This window comes from Buttiauxella warmboldiae, assembly GCF_003818135.1.
Classification (GTDB): Bacteria; Pseudomonadota; Gammaproteobacteria; order Enterobacterales; family Enterobacteriaceae; genus Buttiauxella; species Buttiauxella warmboldiae.
Map to the genome: position 1 here is coordinate 60,030 of NZ_RPOH01000036.1, position 23,334 is coordinate 83,363.

Consider the following 23,334-nt stretch of genomic DNA (forward strand, 5'->3'; position numbering starts at 1 on the left):
CACAGCTCCCTGAATATTCGACACAGCTTCAGACTAAACAGTCAATTCTGCTGCTCAACCCGGTTAATGAATAGAATCATTAACTGGCCGCTATCTTATTGCCATTTTTATCATATTGATAAAAGCCGCTACCAGATTTTATACCTAGCCGCCCCTGACTAATATACTCTTCGAGTAGCCTCAGCGGCTGCGCTGATAAATTGGGGTTAACTTCGGCATAATGTTTTTCAATATTGTAAACCACGTCGAGACCAATTTTATCCATTAACTCGAAAGGGCCAGCCTGAGCCCCGAGGCTGAGTTTATAAATAGCATCCAGATCTTCTGGCGTTGAAACACCCGTTGCGACTACTTCAAGACACTCACGCTTAACGGCAGCCCAGACACGATTAAAAATAAAGCCAATGCTTTCTTTACCCACCACAAAAGGGAAGAATCCATAATGCCGCAGGTGTAAGACTAAGGTCTCGATTATGGTCTGGTCTGTATATCCGCAGCTCCCAATTTCAACAGCATTTTGTACTGGCGGCATATAGAAATGGGTGTTCACTACGCGGGTACGTCGCTTATCGCTCACCTCCCCGATAAGTTTACCTGCAGGATAAGAAGATGAATTGCTGGCAAGGATGGCATCGAGCGGGGCCAGCTTATCAAGCTGCGCAAACAGGGATATCTTCAGCTCAAGAATTTCCGGGATCGCTTCAATAATAAGCCAGCTATCTTTTATCGCTTCTTCTATCGTTTGGCAAAATTCTATCTGCACCGCCGCGTGAGCGCCCCCGGCAGTGAATGAGGGTAATTGATCCTGAATGAAACTTTTTACCGCAGGGTAGGATTCAGGGTTGTTATCATACAGGCGAATATGCGCGCCATGGGTGGCCATCATTAATGCAATACGTCGCCCAAGCGTTCCAGCGCCAATCACAGCAACAGGCCTTATTGAAATTTGAGATGCCACGATATTATTCATGTTAACTGCCTTTGTTGCGGAGTTTTTTTGATTTTCACGCCAAAAATTAAACATAAAGGATCGGCGATGTAAATAGAAACCCTACTGGTCGGACGTATAGACAAGCTGGTTATCAGGTTAATAAATTTTTATTTCTTTTTTCATCGTCGGTATTCAAAAACAAGCTCGCAACCGGGCATCCCCGCAAAAACTGCCTCATACCATCGCAATAGCATGTTTTTTTACTGCAATAGCTTTGGTATTTTTCCGCAAACCTTTAGGTATTATTATATCGACTTATTTCACTGGCTTAGATATGTTTATTTCCCCTTTAAAAATATCGACACGAGAAAACCTCAATGGCATGTGAACAAAAATTATTTAATTTAAGTGCCCTGGCGGTGGTGATGAGCTGTAGCTTACCGGCAATGGCATTCAATTCCCTGACTATTTTCGGGGATAGCCTGAGCGATACCGGTAATAATGGACGCTGGGTCTGGAACAATACTCAGAACTCCCTCTACGATGAACAGCTAGCGACGCAGTATGGGCTCCGGCTAACTCCTTCAGACAAAGGAGGGAGTAATTACGCAGCGGGTGGGGCAACAGCCGTCCCCACGCTTAATCCTGAAGATAATACACGTAATCAGCTCCAGCAATGGCTCACCCAAACAGGGGGAAAAGCCGATAAAAATGGCTTATATATCCACTGGGTCGGCGGCAACGATCTGGCCGCAGCAGCGACTCAGCCCGCCCTTGCACAGACCATTGCGGCTAACAGCGCCGCTAATGCCAGCGCCCAGATAGGAATGTTATTGGATGCAGGTGCTGGCCTGGTGGTGGTGCCCACCGTTCCGGACATTAGCGCGACTCCCTTTCTACTGGAGTCGGTAATTTCAGCCGGGCTGGGGCCGGCAGCGGCGCCAGCGATTCAGGCTGCTTTTACCTCGTTAAATGCTGCACCAACCCCGGATCTTGCCAGCCGCCAGCAAGCTATCCAGCAGGCGCTGAGAGAGGCTTCTTCGACCATTAGCACTAACCCTCAAATCCAGCAGAGTATTGCCGAACAGCTTATTGCCGCTTATAACGCGGCTGCGGCACAATCCTCTGCTCTGACAGATTATTACAATAACGTTCAGGAAAAAGCGCTGGCGCAGCGTGGAGGGAACATTGCCAGAGCTAATATCAACGGTATTTTCAAGGAAATACTGGCGACCCCACAGGCTTTCGGTCTGAGTAATACCGCCGGAATGGCCTGCCCACCGGGGGTTGCCGCTACAGATTGCACCTCCTCAACGCCCGGTTTCAGCAGCTCGCAGGACTATCTTTTTGCCGATCGTTTCCATCCCGGGCCGCAGGTACATAGCATTATGGCGCAGTATATCCAGTCGATAGTCGCCGCCCCGGTACAAATTTCTCACCTGAATAAAGGAATTCAGGAGATGGTGCGCGGCAGCAGAGCAACGCTTGATAGCCGTTATGAGCAGCTACGCTACCAGGCTAACCCTGTCGGTACTCTGGGCCTCTTCGGCGGCTACGGCGGTAGTTATCAGCATATTGACGGCAGTAATGAATCAGGCAACGGTCGTGAAACCACCAACAGTTTGACACTGGGCGTCGATTATCAGCTTAACGATAGTGTCTTAATCGGTGGTCTGATTGCCGGTTCTCTGGATAAGCCGCGCCCTGACGATAATTACCATTACGATACCCAGGGGGTTCAGGCAGCATTGTTCACCCATTTACGCTCGGGCCAGGCATGGCTGGATGGCGACGTTCACTATCTGACGGCCAACCTCACCAATATTCAACGCAAGATCGCACTCGGAAAGCAGACGCGTACTGAAGAAGGCGAAACCACCGGCAAATTATGGGGCGCGCGGCTGACGGCCGGTTATGACTTGGCACTCACCCACTGGCTGACAACGGGCCCCATGCTGCAGTACGCCTGGGATTACAGCCATGTTAATGGCTATAGCGAAAAAGGCAGCAGCAGTACCGCCATGCGCTTCGGCGATCAAAATGGTCATTCGCAGGTTGGTAGCGCAGGCTGGCGATTTAATACCCACGTGGGGGCCGTCAATCCCTGGGCGCGGGTGAGTTATCGTCATCAGTTTGGCGATGAGGTTTATCGTGCAAACGGCGGTCTGAAATTCACAAATCTCACTTTCAGCCGGGCGGGTGAAAAGCTGGATAAAAACTGGGCAGATTTTGCGGTCGGTGCCGATATGCCTCTTTCTGATACGGTTTCCGCTTTCGCTGCGGTATCACAAACCGGCGGCCTGAGCGGTGGCAACCAGACCAGCTATAACATCGGCGTCAGTGCGAAATTCTGAAAACCGCTTAAAAATAAGCTGGTCAGTAATCTAAGCCACGCAGTTTGCGTGGCTTTTTGTTTTTCAATCAGCGGAGATTAAGGCGCATCGCTCACGGTATTGATTTGCCCGGTGAACCCCGTTTTGGCAATCGCCGCCAGTAGCTGCTGGTTATCAAAACCCTCAGGGACAATCGCCTGCGCCTGATGCGTTTTTAGCGATGCCTTCGCTTTAATCACGCCCTCGGTGCTGCGTAAAGCCTGGTTTATCGAGATCACGCACAGCGGGCAGTTCATCTGGCTGATATCAATGGTAACCATTTTATTCGCGGCCCAACTCAGCGGTGTTAAAAACAGCAGGCCGAGACACATAAACTTTTTCATTCCAGATATTCCCAAAGCCAGGGTAAGACATACGGATAGGTCGTCAAAAAAAGCACCAGCGGCACAGACAGCCAGTATAAGCCGACCAGCACACGGCGGCTGACAATGCTGGTGCAGATCGGTTTCGGTGACAAATAAAGCCGCCAGAAGCCACGTATCATCAGCCCCAGCGCGATAGCGGCCAGCGGAATTTGCAGCCACGGGAGCGTTGGAATGCCCGTCAGTCCCGCCGCGGAAATACCGAAAACCAGATACAGCAGCGGGCCGATGCAGCACAGTGTGGATGCGGCAGCCGCCGCCAGCGCCGCCATCAACGAGACTAAACCGCCCTTAATGCTGTTCGGTGCTGACATAGTCATAGCTAAATGCTGCCGGATCGTAGAAGTTTAAAGGATCGCCGTCCACTTCGGCATACGCATAGCCCAGGTTGTTCACATTACCCTGCTCCGCCGCCGGGAACAGCGCGAAATCCCGGGCATGATTAAAGCCCACCCAGTTCATTTCCCAGTTGCCGAACAGATAATCGTTAACCGCCTTCACCGCCGGGTCGTTATTTTGTTTCTTTTCGCTCAGGCGCATTTTGGTGACGTCCGCCGGATCGGCCGGCACCCAGCCAAATCCTGCAAGCCAGAACATCGCGCGGCAATGCTGGGCCCCGTTTATTCTGGCAACGCCCTGCTCATCCGCACCACCGAAGGCTTTCTTCGAATACTGCCCAAGCTTACGGCTTGCGCCAAGGCGAATACCAAACATTTCACGCGCCGGAATGCCCACGGCACGGCACAGCGCGACAAAAACGGAGTTGATGTCGGTGCATTTGCCGCCAAGCTTGCCTGCTTTAAGGATTTCACCTACATCACCGGTACCGCAGCCGATTACCGCATCATCACGATGCATATGCGTACTCACCCAATCATGAATCAGGCGAGCTTGTTTAACAGGTGCTTTTTCCGCACCGATAATTTTTAGCGCGGTCTCTTTGACGATACCGTCAACGGGAATATGCGGCGTGGCAAGCAAGAAGGATTTGATTTCATTGGGGATAACCGCGTCCTGTTCCGGCAGCATCCAGTCGGCGAGTTTGTTGTCTTTGAACACTTCCCAGTCGCGGGTTTCAATGGTCATCGAAACTTGGATATCCAGCTTGCCTTCAGAATCCGGCCAGGTGACAAACAGCATTCTGGCACCGTAGGCATTGTTCGCATTCAGCCTGGCCTGCTGGTAATTGCCTTTAAAGGAAAGGTCGAGCAGCGTCTGGAAAGGTGTATCTTCCGGCACGGGTATCCAAAGATTCACCTTCCCTTTGGACCCTTCCGGCGCTTGCAGATTATAGCTTTGTGTCATCACAAAGCGGCGGGAAGCAGCGGAAATGCTGATGGCTGGATTATCAATATGTTGAGTTTTCGCAAACGAGGGACGAACCAGGCCGATTGTCGAGAGTGCCGCCACACTTTTCAGAAAAAGACGCCTTTCCATTACCATAACCTTCAATCGCCAGAAAAAGCTGGCGCTTAACCCCGCACCTGCGGAGGCGGCCGCTATTATGCAATCAACCAGACGCAAAATACCAGGCTGGATCAAACGGTTTAAGCGTTTGTTCTCTTTTTATCCACGCGCGCCAGCTTTCGCTATTCAGAATTAACTTCTTTAATTCACTAAACGATAAACTCACAAATAGTCAGATTAATAACAAGGTTAATATTTATGACTCCCCTCACGCGGTTGCATAAGAATTAATTATAGTGACGCGGCTGTACGGGCGGCATTATCATAGAGAGCCGAAATGGCACGTAATAACTGTGCGTTTTCTCCAATAGCTTTAGCAGAAATCCCGGTTTCAATCTGCAAACCAATAAGACAAGTCTCGCGGATTTCCCGGTATTTAACACAGAGCTCTCTTCCCTTTTCGGTGGTGGAAAAGTAAAGCTCTTTACCCTGTTTTTCACTTTTCACATAACCTGACTTAACCAGTTTTTTTAGGGCATAGGCAACGATATGAGTGTCTTCCACGTTCAGAACAAAACAGATATCCGCCAGTTTTTTTTGCCGGTCACGGTGATTGACATGGTGCAATAACGATACGTCCAACGGCCCCATATCCGGCTCTCCGGCCGCCGTCATGCAGCGCACCATCCATTTGTTAAACGCATTGCTGGTCATGATTAACGCGTACTCAAGCTCTGACAACTCCGCACATCTCTCAGAAACCAGGTGATAAGAAGAGACAATGGGATCTTTCAGGCCGGTTTTATTAACGCTTGAATCTGCTGCTGAATCGAGTCTCTCTTTCTGCGCTGCCATTGCTTGCTCCTTATTATGCTGACCATAAAACATAATTGAATCCTGATAAAACACAAATAAATTATCACTGATTTATTTTCATTTTATTGCCGTTTTGCTATATGTTTTTAGCTGTTGCATTGCACTAATGCACGATCGGTTGATGTGGCTTAACGCTTTTCGCTTCGACTAACTGATTAACGAAAATATCCATCCTTTAGAAATCAAAAGGAAAAGAAGATATTTCGTGGTCCTAAAAACACAACATACATAGACAGGGTAAAAATAATGGATAGCGCCACGCTTTTACCGCTCATCGGGATCCCCGTTGTGGTTATCGGTTTTGCTTTACGATTCAATCCGCTGATTGTCGTCGTTATAGCAGGATTAACAACTGGACTTGCCGTAGGAATGGACTTCGGCATGCTACTGGAAACCTTCGGCGAGAAATTTTTTAATAGCCGTTCCCTCGCCACCTTTATTCTGATCTTACCGGTGATTGGCCTGCTGGAATATTACGGCCTGAAAGAACGCGCCCAGGCCTGGATTGCCAGAATTGCCAGCGCCACTTCAGCACGCATTCTGATGCTCTATTTTATTGGCCGCGAGGGAACTGCCGCGCTTGGGCTGATGTCTCTCGGCGGGCATGCACAAACCGTTCGCCCACTGCTAGCCCCAATGGCGGAAGGGGCGGCATTGAATAAGTACGGTGAACTCCCCCAGCATATACGCGATAAAATCAAAGCCCATGCCGCGGCCTGCGACAATATCGCCGTCTTTTTTGGCGAAGATATTTTTATCGCCTTCGGCGCGGTGCTGCTGATTGATGCCTTTTTGAAAGAGAACGGGATTGCGAATATTGAACCGCTCCATATTGGCCTTTGGGCTATTCCTACCGCGATTGCCGCGCTGATTATCCATATGTTCCGCCTCACTCGGCTTGATGCGAGCCTGCATCGCGATGTGATGGCCTGGCGTGTTCAGCAAGAAGCGGAAATAAAAGAGGTGACTAAATGAGCACTCTGTTGACCATCAACCGGGTTTATTACCTGATTGGCATCATCGTTATGATTCTGGTGGTGATGACCCTGCGCGATCGCGGCAACCCTAAACGCTTCACCACCGCACTCTTCTGGTTTTTATTCGGTGCGATTTTCCTGTTTGGCGACCTGATGGTAGAAAACCTCGGTAAATCGCTGGCCTACCGGATCATTGGCGGCAGCGTGATTGTCATTGCCCTGTTGGCAGGTTGCGGTTTAGTGGGCAAAGGCCACTACCCAATGGCGACCGATGCCCAACGCGAAGCCTCCGCCTCACGTATCAAAAACTGGCTATTCTTACCCGCGTTGCTGATCCCCGTCATCACCGTTATTTGCACGCTGTTCATGAAAAACGTGTCTATTGGCGGCGTCTATCTGCTTGATCAAAAACAGCTCACGCTGGCCTCGCTTTGTGTGGCAAGCGTGGCGGCAATTTTAACCGGATGGTGGATCACAAAAGGCTCTCCGGTACAGGCTATCGCGCAATCGCGCCGAATAGTTGACACCGTGGGCTGGGCAATAATTTTACCGCAGATGCTGGCGATGCTCGGCGGCGTGTTTATCGTCGCCGATACCGGCGAGTCGGTACGCAAAGTGGTCGAGTTGTTTGTTGACCCGGGAAACCGCTTCATGCTGGTCGTTATTTACTGCGTGGGCATGGCGATATTTACCATGATTATGGGTAACGCTTTTGCTGCATTCCCGGTTTTAACGGCAGGTATCGCGATGCCGTTTCTTATTACGCATCACCACGCAGACCCGGCGCCATTGCTGGCGATTGGGATGTACGCAGGCTACTGCGGCACGTTGATGACGCCGATGGCTGCGAATTTCAATATTGTTCCGGCCGCGTTGCTTGAGCTTAAAGATAAATATCAGGTCATCAAGATCCAGATCCCGAGCGCCCTGGCCATACTGCTGGCGAACGTGTTCCTGATGTACTTCCTGTCATTCCGCTAAAGCACTGAAAAACGATGAATCTCAAAGGAGTTTTTATGTCATTAAGCCCGATTCAGGCTGAAGCTTTTGCCAACATGCCGCTGGCGTTTCTACGCCAGGAATATCCCAATCATATTATGCATTTGCTCAATAGTGATGGCGATGTGTTGCCGCCCCGGGAATTACACCCGATTTTTTATGGCTGTTTTGACTGGCATTCGGCGGTACACGGTTACTGGCTGCTGCTACGTTGCCTGCGCCGTTACCCGGATCTCCCTTCCCGCCACGCCATCATTAATCTGTTTGATGAACATTTTACCGAAGCCAATGTAGCCCGCGAACTGGCCTATTTTACCGCCCCATTCCGTTCTTCTTTTGAACGCCCTTATGGATATGGCTGGCTGCTGGCGCTGGCACAAGAGCTGGCGGAATCCACGGTGCCGCAGGCAAAAGGTTGGGCCACGCTGCTGGAGCCACTGACCCAGGATATTCGCGCGCGTCTGATAGGTTACCTGGAAAAGTTAACCTATCCGATTCGTGTCGGTACACATTACAACACCGCTTTTGCTCTGGTTTTAGGGCTGGATTACGCCCGGTCGCGCCAGGATACGGAACTTGAGACGGCAATTGTTAATGGCGCTAAGCGCTTCTATCAGCACGACGTGAATTACCCGGCTCATTATGAACCCGGCGGTGATGAGTACGTTTCAGGCGCGCTGTGCGAAGCGCTACTGATGAGCCAGGTGAGCACTGATTTTGCCGGCTGGTTTGACCGCTTCCTGCCGGAACTGGCGGGTATCAATGCGCTGATGCACCCGGCGATTGTCAGCGACCGCACCGACCCTAAAATTGCGCATCTCGATGGGCTTAATCTCAGCCGCACATGGTGTTTCAAGCGTATTGCCGCCGCATTACCTGCTGAACACCCCGCCCAACAAGCGTTGCTACAAGCGATAACCCGCCACCTGGAAGCCAGTATTGATCACGTAGTCGGCAGCCATTACAGCGGTGGACACTGGTTAGCCAGTTTTGCCATGCTGGCGCTGGAATAGTTTCCCCGAACCTTCATCTGTAATACTTTCCCCGCACACTCAAGTACGGGGAAACTGCTCTCCGGTGCAGTAACCCATCACCTCTGATTTCTCAAATTCATTCACCCGATAAATTTTATGCCGATCACAATTCAGGCAATTTCTCTTTGCGCACGCTTTTGCGTTTCTATAAAAGAAACACAGAAAGATAATAAAACCCCACTCTGTTGCCAAAACAGGCCGTGAGAACAAAAACAAAGAGAACATTGATATGGCAGAACAACCGCTTTCAACAGCAAAGATAAAAAATACCGGGCGTGTCCGATTTCTGGTACTCGGACTGGTTTTCATCAATATCATTATTAACTACATGGACCGCACTAACCTCTCGGTTGCCGCCACGCAAATGGCCGGAGACTTGCAGTTCACACCGTTGCAAATGGGGCTGATTTTCTCCGCCTTCGGCTGGATTTACGCCGCGCTCCAGATTCCCGGCGGCTTTGTTATCGACCGCTTCGGCTCGCGCATTGTTTACGGCGTCGGGCTGTTTGTCTGGTCACTGATTACCGCGCTCCATGCCGTTGCCAACAGCTTTGGCAGTCTGGTCGGTTTACGTCTTGGCGTCGGCGCTTTCGAAGCCCCGGTTATGCCTTCCAATAACCGCGTCATTTCCAGCTGGTTCCCGGAAAACGAACGCGCCAGCGCCATCGGTATTTACTCTTCCGCGCAGTTTGTTGGCCTTGCCTGCATGACGCCGCTACTGTTCCATGTGCAGGACCTGTATGGCTGGCGCGGATTGTTTTTGATTACCGGTATCGTCGGCATGGCGTGGGCAGTGGTGTGGTATTGCCTGTACCGTGAACCACTGGAACACAAAGGCGTCTCACCGGCCGAACTGGATCATATTCGCCAGGGCGGCGCGATTCTGGAAAGCCGTCAGGAAGCCGCGAAACGCAAGTTCGCATGGAGCGATCTGGCGTTGATGTTCAGCAGTCGTAAACTGATTGGTATTTACTTCGGTCAGTTCACCATCTCTGCCACCTTCTGGTTCTTCCTGACCTGGTTCCCAACGTATCTGGTGCAATATCGCCATATGGATTTTATTAAGTCCGGCTATATCGCATCCGTACCTTATCTGGCGGCATTCTTCGGCGTTTTGCTGGCGGGATTTGTGTCAGACCGTTTAATCAAACGCGGCGTCAGTGCAAGTTTTGCCCGTAAAGCCCCGGTGATCCTTGGCATGTCGTTAACATTATTTATTCTCGGCGCCAACTACACCGATAACCCAGCGCTAATCATACTTTTCATGTCGATTGCCTTCTTCGGTAACGGCCTTGCCACCATCACCTGGGTCTTTGTGACCGCCCTCGCGCCACGCCATCTTATCGGTCTGGCAGGCGGCGTTTTCAACTTTACCGGCGCGTTGTCTTCCATCGTGGTGCCGATAGCGATTGGCGCCTTGATAGACGGGCATAACTTTGCCCCTGCGCTGGCATTCATCGCCATTCTGGCGGGGCTTGGGATTTGCTCTTACCTGTTTGTGGTTGGGCGTATCGATCTGGACTCGCCGCCAGAGGTTAAACCGCAGGGGTCACGAGTTGCGCGGTAAGCTGATTGAGTTGAGCCAGGCGCGGAACAATTTGTTCTTCATCGACGTTCCACATTCCGGCAAACGCGATAGCGGCGTTATGGGCGCCAAGAGGCTGGGCCATCGAAAGCTCGCCATCTTCGTGCCGCCAGACAACGTGGCCAGATTCACGTTGCTGGGCAAGTTTGGGAGCCATCTGCTGCCAGTGTTCAGGCGAGAAGCGCGGCTGCAATGCCTCGTCTGTTTCACCGGCAAGCAGCGCCATCCCGATAACCGACTGCCACGCCGGAAGCGTATGGAAACCGGCCAGCGCCTGGCTCATCTGGCTACCCGGTTCGGAGTGATAGATATAGATAACCTGGTCTTCCCACAGCACGCCGAGTGCCACCACGATGTCTTTTGGCGCGTGGCGCTCGAGCAAAGGCAAGGCCTGGGAGAACAATGCCGAACCACGAATCGCCTGCGCCGCCAGAGCGTGGATGCCAGGGCCTGGCAAATAGCGGCGCTGTTCATCCTGCTGGGTCAGGCCAATCGCCGCCATGGTCATCAACAGGCGATTCACGCGGGTGGCATTAATCCCCATCAGACGCGCCAGTTCCCGGCAACCAATCGCCCGGCCACTGGTCACCAGATACTGCAAGCAACGGATACCGTCGATAAGACTTTGATTCGGTTGTGATGACATAGCGCGCTTCAAATTAATTTAAGAGCCACGATTTTATCGTCAGTTTTACAGGAAACAAACTTTATGCAAATTTTTCAGCAAACCCACTCCAGGGAATTTCCTTCTCAACAATTAAAAACAGACCTGCTGGTCGCCGGCGGCGGTCTTGCCGGGCTATGTGCGGCCCTTGCCGCCGCACGTGATGGCTTGCAGGTGGTGTTGGTACAGGACCGTCCGGTTCTGGGTGGCAATGCCTCAAGCGAAATCCGGCTGTGGGCCAACGGCGCCACCTCGCATATGGGCAACAATAACCGCTGGTCGCGCGAAGGCGGCATCATGGGCGAAATCATGGAAGAGAACGTTTACCGGAATAAAGAAGGAAACCCGGTAATGTTCGACCTGCTGTTGTTAGATATGGCCCGTAGCGAACCCAACCTGACGCTGCTGCTCAATACGGCTTTATTCGAAGTGGAAACCGCAGGGAAACGTATTACCCATGCCAAAGGCTTCAACGCGATTAACGAAACCTTTTATAATATTGCCGCCACACAATTTTGCGATGCGACGGGCGATGGCGTACTCGGCCATCTGGCCGGGGCAGAATACCGCGTAGGTGCAGAAGACCTGGAAGAGTTTGATGAAAAAATGGCGCCGGGTGATAATTTCGGCCACAAACTTGGGCACTCAATCTATTTCTACACCAGGAAAAGCAGCGCCCCGGTTAACTTCATCCCGCCCTCTTTCGCGCTGAAAGACATCGAAGAAATTCCCCGCTACACACGCCTCACCTCCACGCTTAACGGCTGTGATTTGTGGTGGCTGGAATGGGGAGGCCGCCTTGATACCATTCATGACAGCGAAGAAATTAAGTGGGAACTGTGGAAAATCGTCTGGGGCGTGTGGGATTACATTAAAAACTCAGGACAATTCCCTGATGCTGAAAACATGACTATCGAATGGGTCGGTTCAATCCCCGGTAAACGCGAAAGCCGCCGATTTGTTGGCGACCATATGCTCTGCCAAAAAGATATTATTGAGCAGCGCGACCATTACGACGCGGTGGCCTACGGCGGCTGGTCAATCGATCTGCATCCCGCAGACGGCGTTTATAGCAAACACGACGGCTGCCGCCAATTCCATAGCAAAGGCACTTACACCATTCCTTACCGTAGTCTCTATAGCCGCTCGCTGGAGAACTTGTTCCTGACAGGACGCCTTATTTCCGCCTCGCATGTGGCTTTTGGCAGCGCCCGCGTGATGTGTACCTGTGGACTATTAGGGGAAGTGGTTGGCCGGGCAGCAGCCTTATGCCACCAGCAGCGAATCAATGCCCCACAGCTGGCAGAACAAAACCGCATCGGCTCCCTGCAACAGCATTTGCAACAAACTGGTTGTTACATTCCTCGCCAGTGGTTGAATGACCCGACTAACGGCGCAATGGTAACCGCCAGCAGCGAATGGCAATTAACTCAATTACCCACAAACGGTGTCTGGAATGGGTTAAATGAACGCATGGCGTTACTCCTGCCGCTCAAAGCAGGTGAAACATTGCCAGAATTGAATTTCACCTTGCGTGCCGATTCATTACAGCAGCTTAAAATTAGCCTGTCAGGCAGTGAACGTGCGGGTAATTTCACGCCGGATATGCCTCTGGATGAACGCGAAATATCGGTATTCGAGGCGGGTGAATATTGCGTGAAGTTCCAGTACCAAAGTACGCGTGATGAATATGTTTTTATCGCGTTTGAAAGCAATGAGCACATTGAAATCGCACTAACCGACGTACAGCTACCCGGTATTATGACTGTGTTTAACAGCCTGAACGCCAGGGTTGCGAAGCATACGCGCCAGCTCGCTGACGGTGATTATGGCGTGGATGAGTTCGATTTCTGGCTTCCGCGTCGCCAGCCTAATCAAATACTCCCGGCCCTGCGCCTCGCATCGCCACTGCGCTGTTACGCCGCAGAAAACCTGCTCAACGGACGCTTGCGCCCGGAGCAACACGCCAATGCATGGGTGCCTGCCGCAACCGATAGCTTACCAACCGTGACCTGGCGTTGGGAAAAGCCGCAGACGGTATATGCGCTAACTCTGGTGTTTGATAACGATTTCGATAATGCCATGGAAACCGTACAGATGGGCCATGCCCTGGCGGTAATGCCACATTGTGTAACCCACTACCGCCTGTGGGCCGACGATACCCTGCTGACGGAAGTCACCAACAACCGTCATTCGGTATGTGAACACCGTTGGCCTCAGCCCATCAGCGCCCAACGGCTCAAGCTGGAAATCTTGAACACAGCGGGCAGCATCGCCGCCCTTTACTCGCTGAGCGTCCGCTAAAAAAAGCCACCGCAGTATCAACCTGCGGTGGCTTTCCTTCAACTACTACGCTTTGCTGACTTCCCGGGGCAAAAACTGGCTGCGCGGAGAGTTACGCAACGTAAAGAATGAGATTGCCGTGAAGCAGGCGGTGATCAAACCTAACGTCAGATAGGCCTGCCGAGTCATACATCGAACCCGCCCAAACCGAAAGCACCACGCCCGAAAGCTGCTTGGATAAGTTGAAACCAATTAAGAACAGTGTCGCAGACAGACGCGGGTCAAACACTGATGAAATATATTTGAACGTACCCACCAGCAAAAATGGCAGTTCAAACATATGCAGCATTTTCAGAAAAATAACTTCAATACTGGTCGTGGCAAATGAGGAGCCGATTATTCTTACGGACATAATCACCCCCGCCACCAGCAGGGCATTCTTAGCGCCGATGCGATTAATAATGAAAGGAGCGAAGAACATAATGGTGGCATTCAGTAATTCGCCCCCGGTAGTGACGTAACCAAATATCTCAGTGCCTTTTTGCGGCGAGGAGAAAAAACCTTTAAAGAAGTTAGCAAACTGCTGGTCAAACACATCATAAATACTGGCAACGCCAACCACATATAACAAGAATGCCCAGAAGCGCGGCAGCTTCAACAGTTCCACTACCATATATAGTGAGAATTCTGACTGTTTGCTGCCACCTGTTTCATCAGGCTCAGGCTCTATTTCAGGTTCGGGTTTCGAGAGCAATAAAAGCACTGCCAGCACCAGCGCGAAGCCGGAAGCAATCCAGAAGGTAATATTCGGGTTGATACTAAATAAAATACCGGTTAACGAAGCACAGATAGCCCAACCTACACAGCCTGAAACGCGGACCTGACCGTATTCAAAGCGGTTATTACGGCTCACACGTTCAATATAGGCTTCCACCGCACCGGAGCCGCCGGAAAAGACACAGCCCAGATACATCCCGCCCGCCATCGCGCCAAGATAAATATTGAATTGTAATAGCGGTGATAACACGTAAATAAAAAAAGGTGCAAACAGAACCAACAGTACCACGATACACCAGAGTAAATGCTTACGTAATCCTAACTTATCTGAAATTAAACCAAAGGCAACCTGAAAGACAATGGCGAATAAAGAGATCGAAGAAAACACCATACCGGTTTCGGTTTTAGTTAAGTGGTTTACATCTGCCAGCCATACCGGAAAAAAAGGAAAGTAGGCAGACATAATAAAATAGTAGAAAAAGAAGAACAGCATAAAATAGATAAAATTATGTTGTTCCCGACGACTAAGCGCTGACAGTTTCATAGGGTATTTCCATTTTTATTATTTATGGGTTGAGCATTGAGGGGAGCTTCTCCCCTCTGCCGTTCATTTAAGGCTAAGAGTCAGTTGGTAGTGCCATTTGGTGTCCAGCAACAACCATTTCTTCAGCACGCTGGGTGTCCAGGAGTCATCACCGCCGACCCCCATATGCTGCGCATCGAGGGAAATCCATACGCCTTCTTCTGGCACCATCCTGTGCCAGTGTGAAACCGTCATCAGCTGTTCCATGCTCCAGGGTTGAACGGAGAAATGGAAATTGCCACGGGCCTGCCAGATGCCCCAATCCAGCGATTTTGTTCCGCCACGCAATCCATTTTCCGTCGGGAAAATATACGGCGTGCTCATCTCGTTTAGCGACAATGTCCAGCGGGAAAAGGACGCGCTACTACGGCGATCCGGGTAGTTTTCATGCGGCCCAAGCCCCAGCCAACTAACATCATCGCTTTGCGGTTTGACCTTGAAAACCAGCCCGACACGAGGGAGCGGCGGTAGCGTTTCGGCGCGTTCGCCCGTAACGGTAAGGTGTAATTTTCCATGGCCGTCAAAGCGCATCTGCCAGCAGCTTACAATCGCCACACCTTGATGATTGTGATAGCGCCACTCGCTGATCGCCACAATATCGTCGCCAAAGTGAATCGCTTCACAACGCACGCACTCCGTTTCCAGATGATACAACCCGGCGCTTTTCCAGCGTTCAGCCCACGCATTTGGATCGATGCGCGTCACTTCACTTACCCCAATGTCGTTGTCGACGGGTGCACGGACAAAGTTGTCGCGCAGCGGCTGCATCAACTGCTCATCCCCCTCTTTCAACCAGCTGCAAAGCAGGCCGCTGGAACGATCGATTTGCCACTGCTGGCCTGCAGCCTGAATGGTAAATCGGCTGGTAGAGGTGCTCAGCATGGGAGCATTAGCAGAAGCGGCTCTGGATGTTAACGCCAGAGGTGCAGCGAGAGAAAACTGCTGCCACGCCACGCGATGCCCGGCAGCTGACCACGGCGTTTCGTGCGGCTGGATGACTTCAAGCGTTAACCAGACATCTTGCGCCCCGGCAGGAAAATTCAGGTGTTCAGTTAATGTCAGCTCAACGACACCTTCGGCTTCGATACACAGCGTTTCACACCCGTTTAGCACAGGAAGCCCCGCAGCTTCAATGCGCCAGTACAGCGTTTCATTATCGGTATGACGGAATAAATATTCACTGTCGATCCGCACTTTAAGAGGCTGCTGGCTGAGTAACTCAAACTGGAAGTATTGCTGCGCATGTTTGGCTTCAAACAGTGCAGGATGAGGTGTGCGATCGGGGAAAACCAGGCCGTTCATGCAGAACTGTCGATCGTTAGGCGCGTCGCCAAAATCTCCGCCATAGGCCCAGCCCTGCGTACCATCGTCGAAGGTTTTCATGATAGCCTGATCCGCCCAGTCCCAGATGAACCCGCCCTGCAAACGCGGATATTCACGGAATGCCTGCCAGTAATCCGCAAAGTTTCCCAGACTATTTCCCATGGCGTGAGAATATTCGCACAAGATCAACGGGCGCTGTTCACCAGGCAGGCTTATCCACTTTTTAATCGCCCATTTCGGTACTGCCGGAATAATCAAATCCGTATCAACGCGTGAATACATCGGGCAAATAATATCGGTCACCGCCGTATCTCCGCCCCCGCCTTCATATTGCACCGGACGCGACGGATCGTTTTTCTTTAGCCAGTGATAAACCGCATCATGGTTTGCGCCGTAGCCGGACTCATTTCCCAAAGACCAGATAATAATGCAGGGGTGGTTGCGGTTAGTCTGCACCATGCGCGTGACGCGGGCGCTGTAAGCCGGTAGCCAACTTGCATCGTCAGAAAGACGGTTCATCGGCACCATGCCATGCGTTTCAATATTCGCCTCATCAACTACATACAGACCGTAGCGATTGCACAGCTGGTACCACAGCGCCGTGTTCGGATAATGAGAGCAGCGGACGGCATTAAAGTTGTTTTGCTTCATCAACAAAATGTCCTGCATCATATCCGCCGGGCTCACTACCTGGCCGTGCAGGTGGTGATGTTCATGGCGGTTAACGCCACGAATCAGCAACGGTCTGCCATTAACCCGCAGCAGCCCATTTTTGATCTCAACCTGACGAAAGCCCACATCGCAAGCTTCAGCCTGAATCAGTTCGTTGCCCTGCCACACCGCGACTACGGCGCGATAACAATTGGGCGTTTCTGCGCTCCACAACCGTGGACGCACAACAGGTAATTTCAGATACACACGTTCAGCATAATTTCCCCGGTCATCAATCATCGGCGTGCCAGGAGGTTGACGGACTGCGGCAATTTGCTGGTTTCCCTGCCAGAGGGTAGCTTCAACCTCCAGCGTGGCTAAACATGAAACGGGTGCCGCCACCGCGATGTCGATATTAAGTTCAGCATCGCGATACAGCGCATCCAGTACCGGGGTTATTTGCATATCCGTCAGGTGAATCTGTGGCAAATTGATCAGTGAAACAGAACGGAAGATACCGCTCATACGCCACATGTCCTGATCCTCAAGCCAGGTTCCGGCACTCCAGCGCAACACCATCACACAAAGGCGGTTTTCCCCACCGTGCAAAAACCGGGTCAGATCGAATTCGGCGGGTAAACGGCTATCGACTGAATATCCCACCCATTTGCCGTTGCACCACAAATGAAAAGCAGAATTTACCCCCTCAAAAATAATGCGTGTTTGCCCGTAGGTCAGCCACTCTGCTGAGATTTCAACCGTGCGGGTATAACATCCGGTGGCATTTTCCTCTGGCACCAGCGGCGGTGTGGTTTCGATGGGATAACGCACGTTAGTATAAATCGGTGCGTCGTCACCGGTCATTTGCCAGTTTGACGGCACCGTGACAGTGCGCGCATCCTCCAGATCCTGTTGCAGCCAGCTGGCGTCGACTGCCTGTGGTTTTGCGCGCCAGCTAAACTGCCAGTCACCATCCAGTGAACAACAATAGCGGGATGGCTGCTCATCTCGCGCGGCACTGATTTCACGCCATCCCCGAAACGGAGGATGCGCGGGTAAGCGGTTGATATGCGTCACCGCTTGCTGCTGCCAGTCGCGGCGGTGAAGAACTGCTACAAACTCTGATTCTGGGTCAAAAAAGCCCGAACTTTGCGTCATGCCGATCCACCTGTCATTATTTAAATGTTATGCGCAATACAATCAGGTAAATTTAGACAGACGATCGTATACCCTGGCAATTAGAGCTTTTATCAATTCCAGGGGCGATCGCAAAAGCGGTCGATTAATCAGCATTTTTGTCGTTATGATGACATTAAATGTTAGCGCTATACATTTTATAAACTCCCCCCTTGACGCGACAGGGTCCGACACGCATTATGCGGCGCAAAAAGAGGTAACAATGAATAATCGACAGGCAACGTTGAACGATGTGGCCCGTAAAGCGGACGTTTCTCAGCAAACGGTTTCACGGGTGCTGAACAACCCGGATTTGGTATCGTCCCGTACCCGCGAAAAAGTGCTGCACGCGATGACCGTTTTGCACTATGTGCCGAACCGTTCAGCCCAACTGCTGGCGGGCAAAATCATGCCTGCGATCGGGCTTATTACCTCTTCTCTCACCTACCATGCCCCGTCGCAAATTGCCGCAGCTATCAAAAGCCACGCCGAAGAGCAGCAGTTGCAGGTTTCTGTTGCCATGCCAAAAGACGCAGAGTACGAAGCATTGCAGGCAATACTTAACGAATTTCGCGCGCAAAACATTCGCGGTGTGATTGCAAACTTGCCGCTTGAGAGCTCGCTTGCTGAGAGGCTGGCGCGAGAAAATGACGATCAGGCCTGCCTGTTTCTGGATGTTCCGCCAGAAACCGACGTATCTTGTGTGCGCTTCGATCACCAGGAGGGTTCTGGCGCCTGCGTAAAGCATTTGTGGGAGCTGGGGCACAGACAATTTGGCTTGTTAGCGGGCCCGGCAGCATCTATTTCTGCCCGCCTGCGCCTCGGTTGCTGGCGCGAGTCGCTTCATCAGTTTGGCGTAATAAATGCCGTCACCGCATGGGGTGACTGGAGCGCCAGTAGCGGCTGGGCAAAAACCTTTGAGCTGATCCATGCCAACCCTCGAATCAGCGCCATTATCGTGGCAAATGACCAGATGGCATTAGGCGTATTGAGTGCGCTGGCTCAACTTAAACGCACGGGGGCAAGCGCGATTTCAGTCACCGGCTATGACGATACCGCCGACAGCCTCTTTTTCCAGCCTGCATTAACAACTGTCGCACAGGATTTTGATTTGCTCGGCAAACGAGCGGTAGAAATCGTCACTTCGCTGATGGCGCAATCGCCTTCACCACGCAAGGTATTGCAGTTGCTTGCTACCCGTCTCGTTATTCGCGAATCGACTTATCCCTATCCGCAACGTGATATGCCGAACGATATTGTGACCCAGCTGAAAACGTTAATTAATCAGCTCTAAATGGGCATTCCACTGGCGGATTTAATGTTGCTAAACGCCGGTAATAATTAAAACCTTTATTGATTAGTACTGTTTAATCAATCACCCAGGTTCTATTTATCGACAGCCATGGGAAAAATCATAAATAATTAATGTATAAAAATGGACATTGCTCGCCAGGAGTATGAGACCTCAAATTGATAAACAAAACTCCGATAACCATGAGTGACGTGGAGAGATGCTAACCGAGGCATAACGCCAGATAGCTCAGCTGGATGTAAGCGTAGTTAAGGTTAATAATTGATATTGCTATGCGTAATCAGTCTATTTTTAGCATCATCCCAGGCAGCGACAAAATAAACCAGTAAACAGGAGCGAGATCATTATTCTGTTAGCGTTTATCGTTGACGCAGAAATTGACGAACCCTATAATTGCGCACTCAAATGAAAACACTCTCTCGGCGCATAAATTTTTATGCGCATCGTAAATATACATTACGCTAACAACATGTAGGCAATGCGCTACAAGTATCAACATATGAATAACTATAAAAACCAAAAATCATATTATCCCAATTACCTCCTGAGCCATTTTTAATCGCTTAAAAAAGAGTATTCATAGAAAAATGGTTGATAAAGAGCCCATTCAGCACGAAGAGGGCGCGCCTGTTAAAAGGGATCCCGGCTTGCATACAGAATATCGCTGGTATCACTCGATTACTGGAAAAGTTGCTATCTACCTGATGCTGGGGGTTTTAATTGCCTATGGCGTTGGCGCAGGGGCTGGCGTTTTTGAGGTTAACCGCATCTCCCACGATCAGTGGTTTAAGCAGGCCGCGACCAATTCACAAATTAGCAGCTACATCATTCGCAGTATCTACACCTCCGTTGCGGTTCGTTCGAATGCGCAAGGCCAGGTCATTTCTATTGAATCCGAACGCCCGTTTTCTGATGACGAAACCATCATCCAGACCGGGTTCAATCCGGCAGATATGCTAATGCTGGTATCAACGCAAACCCACAACCCTACATGGCTTTTTTCGTACGATGATAAACAGGGGCTTATTGATACCCAGACATCGCAAAAAATAGCTACCGTTGATGACCCTTTAAATCGCCGGGTATTACAAGAATATTACCGTGGTTTTGTCATTATCGGCGGCAAAGAGTATTTCGTCGGCTCCATCCCGATAGTGAATTTATCCGGCAAAGTAATCGGTGCCATTGTCAGCAGTATTGGTGAGCGCAATACCCTGTTTGCCACCCATAATCTCTTGTTGAAAAACACCTTTTTGATGCTCATTTTGATTCTTGGTGCCACAGTGGTGGTGGTCAACTGGCTGGTGCGTAACCTTTTTCGTCCGGTTCCGCGCCTTGTGCAGGCCGTCAGCCTGATTGCCGATGAACAAACAGACCAGGTGACGCCATTTCAGGATCGGGAAGATGAGATAGGCGAGCTGGCGAAAGCGATTGAAAAACTGCGCGTCGCCATGGTCGAACGTGGATATTTGCAGCGCATGCAGGAAATGGCGCAAAAAATGGAATATATGGCGCACCATGACGCCCTGACATTACTGCCCAACAGGGTCGCCTACCGCAATTCAATCGATGAGCGGCTGTTGAAATTAAGCAGCGAAGGGGCCTCTTTTAATCTGGTATTGGTCGATCTGGATAATTTCAAACCCGTTAATGATACCTACGGCCATGTGGTCGGGGATGAGTTGCTGGTTGAATGCGGTAAACGCCTCCCTGCTCTACTCAGTGAGAGTGATATGGCCATCCGTCTTGGAGGCGATGAGTTTGCTATTCTTCAGCAGGTTAATGGTGACGCCATTTCAGAAGCTAAAATGCTGGCGCACAAAGTCCTGGATACCTTAGGTCAGCCTTTTACCTGCGGTGGCTATACCTTCTCTATCAGCTGTAGTATCGGTATTTCATGCGCGCCACTTCATGGTAGTACCCGTGAAGATCTATTCACCCAGGCCGATCTTGCGCTTTACGCCTCGAAAAATTTTGGCCGCAACCGCTTCCATTTCTATTCTCATGGCATGACGATGAACCCGTCCAATAACCTGCTCTTTAACCAGGAGATTGAAGACGGTATCAGAAATAATCAATTCTTCCTGCATTATCAAAAGATTATCCGTCTTGATAATGCGAGCATTGCAGGTTATGAAGCGCTGGTGCGCTGGCAACACCCCATCCGGGGGCTGCTGCAACCCCATCACTTTATTTCAGTTTCTGAAGATATTGGGCTTATTACGCCGCTGGGCGAATGGCTAATAAAAAACGCCTGCATGGATGCGGTTAGCTGGCCCGAGGCGAAGAGCGTGGCGGTGAATGTCTCACCGCATCAACTGCGTAGCCCAGAAATTCTGGATATCATCCGCAGTGCATTGCAGCAGAGCGGTCTGCCCCCTGCCCGTCTGGAAATAGAAATTACCGGCTCAGAACAACTCGAAAGTAGCGTCATTCTGCCCATCCTTAATGCCATCCAGGCGCTGGGGGTGGGCATTGTATTGGACGAGTTTGGTACAGGTTTCGCAACGCTCGACTATCTGATTATTTTTCCCTTCTGCCATATTAAAATCGCCCGTTCTTTGATTGATGCGATCGATAGATGTGAGGAAAGCCGGCTGCTGGTAGCCATGTTGCTGCACTACGCACGGCAGCGTGGGATAAAAATCACCGCCAAAGGCGTTGAAAGACGACAACAATATGAATTGCTTGCCGCATTGGGCGAAGGGGAAATAACGGCTCAGGGATATTATTTTGGCAAGGCTGTAGAAAATGCCTGTGTCGCGACAGAACTCGCGCAGGAAAGAAATGAAAAAAAATGCAATTTATAATCAGTCGGTTAAACCAAAGATTCTTTTCTCTGGGCGCCGTTTTGTTTCTCAGCTTCGACCTGCTTGCGCCTGCAAATAGCCGTGCCGATGAGCTTTTAAACAGCATTTTTACCGCCCATCATAACCGGAGGGATCACGTTTAATTTGCCACTATCGTCCAAACTCCAGCGGTCGATTTCTGCCGCGATACCTTATTCTTATTAACCAATTTTCGCCTTTGCCCGATGGCGAAGATAACGAATGGTCATAAAACCCAGAGATATGAAAAAGAGATATTTTTTAAATAGCATATTGACTTTATTATTAATTTGCCATACTGCTTTTTTGCCAGCAGAGACCAGCATCTCCACGCTCGACAGGATTGCCAGCCATCGCGTCATTAATATTGGCTATCGTGATGCGGCACCGTACTCTTATCAAACCAGTGACGGGCATGTTGTCGGATATGTCGTTGATTTATGCAAAGATGTCACGGAAGTGTTGAAAAAAAGACTGCATCTTAAAGATCTGGCGGTTAATTATATTATTGTGCCGCGAAATATGCGCACGACGATGCTGAACCACCGTATTATTGATATGGATTGTTCGCTTAATACCGATACCGTTAAGCGTGAAAATCTGGTGCTGTTCTCGCACCATTATATTTCTGTCAATACCCGCTTTGGTACTCATGCCGGTAATAGCATCCATTCGTATGCTGATTTAGCCGGCAGGACAATCAGCGTGGCTAAAGGCTCAACGGACTTAATTGACCTTAACAGCCTCAATCGGGTACATCATTTAAATATTTTACTGCTCACGCCACCTTCAATGAAAAGTTCATTTGCGGCCTTAAGCAGCCACAAAAGCTTTGCCACCGCGATGAATGAAATTTCTCTGCGGCAGCTGATTGAAAACAGCGAAAACCCAGAGGGTTATCAAATATCCCACCTGGTTTCTGGCGCACCGCAGGATCTGGGGATTATGCTGCGACATGACGATCTGGAACTTAAAAAAATCGTCGACGCCACGCTTGTTGCGCGTTTCAAACGACGTGACTTCAAAAATTTTTATGAGCAGTGGTTTAACAGCAGTTTGCCAGACAAAAATATTAATCTGCATTTTCCGCTTACTGCTGAAATGTACCACTACCTCACTAAAAAGGCGTAATCATTGCATTTAGCGAGTGGGGAAAATAAAAAAGGGAGAAAG

The 23,334-nt window shown here is 50.5% G+C and carries 16 protein-coding genes and 1 pseudogene; 9 read left to right on the plus strand and 8 right to left on the minus strand.

Going from position 1 to position 23,334, the window contains the following annotated elements; all coding sequences use genetic code 11:
- Positions 1–79: 79 nt before the first annotated feature.
- On the minus strand, positions 80–970 hold the full coding sequence (locus tag EHN07_RS10380) for a 3-hydroxyacyl-CoA dehydrogenase family protein (RefSeq protein ID WP_124024071.1): 891 nt from the start codon (positions 968–970) through the stop codon (positions 80–82).
- A 338-nt stretch (positions 971–1,308) separates the two neighbouring features.
- Between EHN07_RS10380 and EHN07_RS10385 the strand changes: the two genes are divergently transcribed.
- The gene (locus tag EHN07_RS10385; protein WP_124024072.1) at positions 1,309–3,285 is read left to right on the plus strand and encodes an autotransporter outer membrane beta-barrel domain-containing protein; all 1,977 of its coding nucleotides are present in this window, start codon (positions 1,309–1,311) and stop codon (positions 3,283–3,285) included.
- A gap of 77 nt (positions 3,286–3,362) precedes the next feature.
- Here the strand turns inward: EHN07_RS10385 and EHN07_RS10390 are convergent, their stop codons facing one another.
- The 4 genes from EHN07_RS10390 to EHN07_RS10405 all read right to left on the minus strand — a co-directional run bounded on the left by EHN07_RS10390 (position 3,363) and on the right by EHN07_RS10405 (position 5,981).
- Positions 3,363–3,647, minus strand: coding sequence for a heavy-metal-associated domain-containing protein (locus EHN07_RS10390; protein WP_124024073.1), 285 nt, complete (start codon positions 3,645–3,647; stop codon positions 3,363–3,365).
- A complete protein-coding gene (locus tag EHN07_RS10395; RefSeq protein ID WP_124024074.1) occupies positions 3,644–4,006 on the minus strand; it encodes a mercuric transporter MerT family protein in 363 nt (120 codons plus the stop codon). The genes EHN07_RS10390 and EHN07_RS10395 overlap by 4 nt, the downstream gene beginning before the upstream one ends.
- Positions 3,978–5,123, minus strand: a complete 1,146-nt coding sequence (locus EHN07_RS10400; RefSeq protein ID WP_124024075.1) for a transglutaminase-like domain-containing protein — start codon at positions 5,121–5,123, stop codon at positions 3,978–3,980. The genes EHN07_RS10395 and EHN07_RS10400 overlap by 29 nt, the downstream gene beginning before the upstream one ends.
- 261 nt (positions 5,124–5,384) lie before the next feature.
- Positions 5,385–5,981, minus strand: coding sequence for a winged helix DNA-binding protein (locus tag EHN07_RS10405; RefSeq protein ID WP_244202384.1), 597 nt, complete (start codon positions 5,979–5,981; stop codon positions 5,385–5,387).
- Positions 5,982–6,215: 234 nt separating this feature from the next.
- Here EHN07_RS10405 and EHN07_RS10410 point away from each other — a divergent pair, with 234 nt between their 5' ends.
- From EHN07_RS10410 to EHN07_RS10425, 4 genes are all read left to right on the plus strand, one after another.
- Entirely contained in the window at positions 6,216–6,944 is a 729-nt protein-coding gene (locus EHN07_RS10410) for a DUF969 domain-containing protein (protein WP_124024076.1), read from the plus strand.
- Positions 6,941–7,927: a DUF979 domain-containing protein gene (locus tag EHN07_RS10415; RefSeq protein ID WP_124024077.1), complete on the plus strand. Its 987-nt coding sequence runs from the start codon at positions 6,941–6,943 to the stop codon at positions 7,925–7,927. The genes EHN07_RS10410 and EHN07_RS10415 overlap by 4 nt, the downstream gene beginning before the upstream one ends.
- A 35-nt stretch (positions 7,928–7,962) precedes the next feature.
- Complete coding sequence (locus EHN07_RS10420; RefSeq protein WP_124024078.1) at positions 7,963–8,958, plus strand: DUF2891 domain-containing protein; 996 nt, start codon at positions 7,963–7,965, stop codon at positions 8,956–8,958.
- A gap of 250 nt (positions 8,959–9,208) precedes the next feature.
- Positions 9,209–10,546, plus strand: coding sequence for an MFS transporter (locus EHN07_RS10425; protein ID WP_124024079.1), 1,338 nt, complete (start codon positions 9,209–9,211; stop codon positions 10,544–10,546).
- On the opposite strand, the gene EHN07_RS10430 is transcribed toward EHN07_RS10425, so the two are convergent.
- Entirely contained in the window at positions 10,515–11,210 is a 696-nt protein-coding gene (locus EHN07_RS10430; RefSeq protein ID WP_124024080.1) for an IclR family transcriptional regulator, read from the minus strand. The genes EHN07_RS10425 and EHN07_RS10430 overlap by 32 nt on opposite strands.
- A gap of 63 nt (positions 11,211–11,273) precedes the next feature.
- On the opposite strand from EHN07_RS10430, the gene EHN07_RS10435 reads away from it, so the two are divergent.
- A complete protein-coding gene (locus tag EHN07_RS10435; RefSeq protein ID WP_124024081.1) occupies positions 11,274–13,532 on the plus strand; it encodes an FAD-dependent oxidoreductase in 2,259 nt (752 codons plus the stop codon).
- Between the two features lie 45 nt (positions 13,533–13,577).
- Here the strand turns inward: EHN07_RS10435 and EHN07_RS10440 are convergent.
- Positions 13,578–14,832, minus strand: a pseudogene (locus EHN07_RS10440) (oligosaccharide MFS transporter).
- A gap of 63 nt (positions 14,833–14,895) precedes the next feature.
- The gene (locus EHN07_RS10445) at positions 14,896–18,003 is read right to left on the minus strand and encodes a beta-galactosidase (RefSeq protein WP_124024082.1); all 3,108 of its coding nucleotides are present in this window, start codon (positions 18,001–18,003) and stop codon (positions 14,896–14,898) included.
- Positions 18,004–18,244: 241 nt separating this feature from the next.
- On the opposite strand from EHN07_RS10445, the gene EHN07_RS10450 reads away from it, so the two are divergent.
- From EHN07_RS10450 to EHN07_RS10460, 3 genes are all read left to right on the plus strand, one after another.
- Positions 18,245–19,315: a LacI family DNA-binding transcriptional regulator gene (locus EHN07_RS10450; RefSeq protein ID WP_124024083.1), complete on the plus strand. Its 1,071-nt coding sequence runs from the start codon at positions 18,245–18,247 to the stop codon at positions 19,313–19,315.
- 665 nt (positions 19,316–19,980) lie between these two features.
- A complete protein-coding gene (locus EHN07_RS10455) occupies positions 19,981–22,143 on the plus strand; it encodes an EAL domain-containing protein (RefSeq protein ID WP_167467304.1) in 2,163 nt (720 codons plus the stop codon).
- A 324-nt stretch (positions 22,144–22,467) separates the two neighbouring features.
- Positions 22,468–23,292, plus strand: a complete 825-nt coding sequence (locus tag EHN07_RS10460) for a transporter substrate-binding domain-containing protein (protein WP_167467305.1) — start codon at positions 22,468–22,470, stop codon at positions 23,290–23,292.
- Positions 23,293–23,334 lie beyond the last annotated feature (42 nt).